This window comes from Candidatus Zixiibacteriota bacterium, from assembly GCA_022865345.1.
Taxonomy (GTDB): Bacteria; Zixibacteria; MSB-5A5; order MSB-5A5; family RBG-16-43-9; genus RBG-16-43-9.
The window spans coordinates 1-3,707 of the sequence record JALHSU010000080.1; the positions used below are offsets into that span (position 1 = coordinate 1).

At 46.0% G+C, this 3,707-nt stretch carries 5 protein-coding genes; all 5 read left to right on the plus strand.

Annotated elements, in window-relative coordinates:
* Positions 1-222 (plus strand): hypothetical protein (locus MUP17_03565; GenBank protein ID MCJ7458054.1); only part of this gene is annotated, 222 nt, incomplete at its 5' end.
* A 1-nt stretch (position 223) separates the two neighbouring features.
* On the plus strand, positions 224-949 hold the full coding sequence (locus MUP17_03570) for a hypothetical protein (protein MCJ7458055.1): 726 nt from the start codon (positions 224-226) through the stop codon (positions 947-949).
* Positions 942-2,402, plus strand: coding sequence for a hypothetical protein (locus MUP17_03575; protein ID MCJ7458056.1), 1,461 nt, complete (start codon positions 942-944; stop codon positions 2,400-2,402). The genes MUP17_03570 and MUP17_03575 overlap by 8 nt, the downstream gene beginning before the upstream one ends.
* 4 nt (positions 2,403-2,406) lie before the next feature.
* Positions 2,407-3,423 (plus strand): AAA family ATPase, encoded by a 1,017-nt coding sequence (locus tag MUP17_03580; protein MCJ7458057.1) that lies wholly within the window; start codon positions 2,407-2,409, stop codon positions 3,421-3,423.
* A partial coding sequence (locus MUP17_03585; GenBank protein MCJ7458058.1) for a hypothetical protein occupies positions 3,420-3,707 on the plus strand: 288 nt, incomplete at its 3' end. The genes MUP17_03580 and MUP17_03585, both read left to right, overlap by 4 nt.

Consider the following 3,707-nt stretch of genomic DNA (forward strand, 5'->3'; position numbering starts at 1 on the left):
AAAAACAGCCCTGATTTCCCCGGCCTGGTCGGCATAAGGGAAATACCTCTTGAAATCGGGGTCACCAATTATTCCTCTTATGACCAGATGATAATCCTTTTGGAGTATTTGAAAGAATATCCCTTTATCGTAGATTTGTTCACCCTGGGAGGAAAAGATATCGAGCTTCCAGGCAAGCTGAAACTGAGAATAAAATATTATCTCCCTCCGGGAGGTTCATAAGATGCCATCTATAGGACTTCTAAAAAACAAAAAAATTCTCTTGGGGTCCGGGCTGATTTTACTTTTGATAATAGGTTTTTTCGCCTTTAAGATGCTGTCTGGAGGAAGCCAGCCTCCACCAGAGCCTCAGACGAAAAAGACTGCAGAAAGGCCTCAATTGAGGAAAACCAAGCAGGGACAGGCTCAGGCACAAAATACTGCCAGGCAAACTTCCCCTGCGGATAGCTCAGTCAAGGTGGCTAAGGCAGATTCAATCCAGAAGGTACCTGGACAGACACCTCTGTATGAACTTCTTAAGAACTTCAGGGACCCTTTCGGAAGCGGAAATAAAAGGGTGACCGAACTGGAGGAAAGGCTAAAAATGATCAAAATGGAAATCGAGCTGCTCAGAGATTCGCTGGAACAGGAGAAATTGAAAGAAGAGCTGACCAAGTTCAAGAAAGGCTCCAGCCCTGCTCCGGTGATCGTTTACAAACCGTCTACTCCAGCGCAAATTAAAAGCTCTGACAAAACAATCATAGTTAAGGCGATACTGATAGCCGAGAACAACCGGACTGCTCTGCTTTATCTTTCCAGTAAGAAAGCCTGGGTTAAAGTAGGCGACCTTTTCGAGGGATGGGTGATTTCAGAGATAAGCTCTGTCAGAGTGGTCCTGACCAGGGATGGGAAAAACCAGGTCTTAGGGTATCATCCGGTCCCAGCATACCAAGGGGGCAAAAATGAATAAGTTACTGAAGTTTTCTACCTTGTTTGGATTATTTTTCACGCTGAGTATTTCTTGCTCGAGTAATAAAAATGTAGTCAGGGAGGATCTACAGATACTAAAGCCGGCGAAGGCTGAAAAAATATCTGAGGTACCACCTGAATTGAACCTTTCTCCTGAAATCGAGGGGCAGACCCCTAAAAACCGGTTATTTTCTTTTTCAGCCAAAGAGACTCCTCTGGAAGACGCCCTGGCTCCCATAGTGGCTGAAGCCGGGATGAGCATCGTCTGGGAAAAAGGGGTTAATCCCCGGACCCCGGTCACGGTGAGCTTCCAGAGCAAGAGCCTGGAGGAGGCTTTAGAAGCCATTTTGGGCCCAACCGAGTACCTTTACTCTACCAATTCACCTTCCCTGCACATCCAGCTTTTTGCCACTGAGAAATTTGAGCTGGGAGAAGTCCCCAACAAGATAATGTCGAGTGTCGCAGTGGGAGGCGATGTCCTGGGAACCAACCAGGAGTTGGGTCAACTGAGCGGAAGTTTTCAGGTATCCGGTCAGACCAGAGAGGAATCCGTTGACCTGTGGAAGCAGGTGGAAGAAGGCGTAAAAAAGCTCATCTCTCCAGAGGGGGACTACTTCATCAATAGGGTTGCAGGAATCGTGGTGGTCACAGACCGGAAGAAAAACTTAAAAGAGGTGGAAAAATTTATCGACCTGGTTAAGAACTCCTTAGGACGTCAGGTGATAATAGAAGCTGAGGTTTTAGAGGTATCCTTAGAAGATCAAAAATCTTATGGCATTGACTGGTCTGCCTTAACCTCGGTTCTGATTGAAAAACATAGGGTGAATCTTTCAGCCAGTCAGAATCTTTCTTTACCCGGGTCGGTCCTGGAGTTTTCAGGCTCCACCCCGGATGTCTCTTTCCTTTTCAACACCCTGGGACGATATGGTAAAGTGAAGGTGCTTTCCAAGCCCAGGCTGAATGTCCTGAATGGCCAGACCGCAGTGATAAATGTGGGAACGGTTCAGACCTACTGGGAGATAACCGGTATAGCTGGCGGGGCTCAGATAGGCACGCCGGTTCTTGTGCCCAAACAGAAAGCCGCTCTCATAGGAATGCTCATGGGCGTTACTCCTTTCATCTCCCCGGACGGATATGTGACCTTACAGGTTGTCCCTATTGTGACCAACATAAACAAGTTTGAGGAGTTTAACTTCCAGGGCCAAACTTTAAGGGCTCCTAACCTGGACATAAGAGAGATGAGCACAACTGTGGGCGTGAGGGCCGGGGAAAGCGTTATCCTGGGAGGGCTCATAACCAACAAGCAGGGAGTAATCCAGAAAAAAGTTCCGATCTTAGGGGACATCCCCCTGCTGGGTTTTTTCTTTAAGAGAGATGAAAGGATTGAAAGCAGGGCTGAGCTGGTGATCGTTATAACTCCCAAGGTGACCCAGCTAAATCACAAGGAGGAATGAGATAATGAAACTGATCTATCGCTCCTCGAACGAAGAGGAGATCAAAGAGAAAAGGTTTTCAACTGAGGAATTAAATCTTACCGGAAATAAAGACGGAAACGAGAATGTAATGCGGGTCGATTTGATCGAAGCTTACCGGGAGTTTTTCGGATTTAAAGAGGAGCCATTTTCCGTCACTCCTGATCCTAAATTCTTCTTTTTCTCCAATTCACACGCGGAAGCTTTAAATCACTTAAGATATGGAATTTACGAAGGGATGGGGTTCACCCTGATAACTGGGGAGCCGGGAACGGGAAAAACTATCCTTTCTCGCTACTTTGTGGAGAAGGCAGGAGATGACCTGAAGATAATCCGGATCTTCAATCCCCGGATTTCCTCCAGGGAGATAATGATCTCGATTCTGGGATATTCTTCTGAAAAGCACGAGAAAGGAGAGATTTTTTCAGAGGGAGAGCTTTTGGAAAAGGTAGCTAATCTTCTTCTGAATCTCTACCAGGAAAGAAAAAGGGTTATACTCCTGGTGGATGAAGCTCAATCTCTGGAAGAGGAAGCCCTGGAGGGTCTGCGGCTCCTTTCAAACCTCGAGACCCAAAGGGATAAGCTATTTCAGATAGTCTTCTTTGCACAGCCTGAATTAGAAGAAAAATTAAAGAGGAGAAACCTAAGACAGCTCGATCAGCGCATTCTGGTAAGGTACACACTTCTGCCCTTAGAACCAGAGGAATTGAAGCCCTATATAAAATCTCAACTGAATCTGGCTGGAGGGGACCCGGAGATAAGCTTTTCCCCTGAGGCTATAAGAACCATATACCGGCTGACTTCTGGAATACCCAGGCTGATCAACGTCCTGTGCGAAAGGTCCCTTATGGCCGCCTTTGTGGACAATGCCAAAAACATTTTAGAGAAGCACATCCTGGACGGCTCAGAAAGTTTGAAAAGCCTCATATCTTCGGAAAACAGACTTCTCTGTCGGCTGGACTCCTTCAGAAGAAAAGACCTTAAAGAATTGAAAACCGTATGAACTTAGCGTCTGAGGTTATAAAAAAGGTAGAAGGTGAAAGAAGAATAGAAAGCCCTGAAAGCAGTATCCCTCCTGAGCCTGAAAAGAAGAAGAGCAGGTTGAATTTAATTTTATTCTTAGGGCTATTTTTTCTTTTAGCCAGTGCAGGGTACTTCCTCTGGAGCACTAAATTCAAAAACGCGACTCCAGCCGCGACCAAGCCAAAAGGGAATCTCAGCCAGAGAATAAAAAAATCTATAAACAAACCGCTATCTCAAACATCTGTTCAGACAGTTACTCCGGGA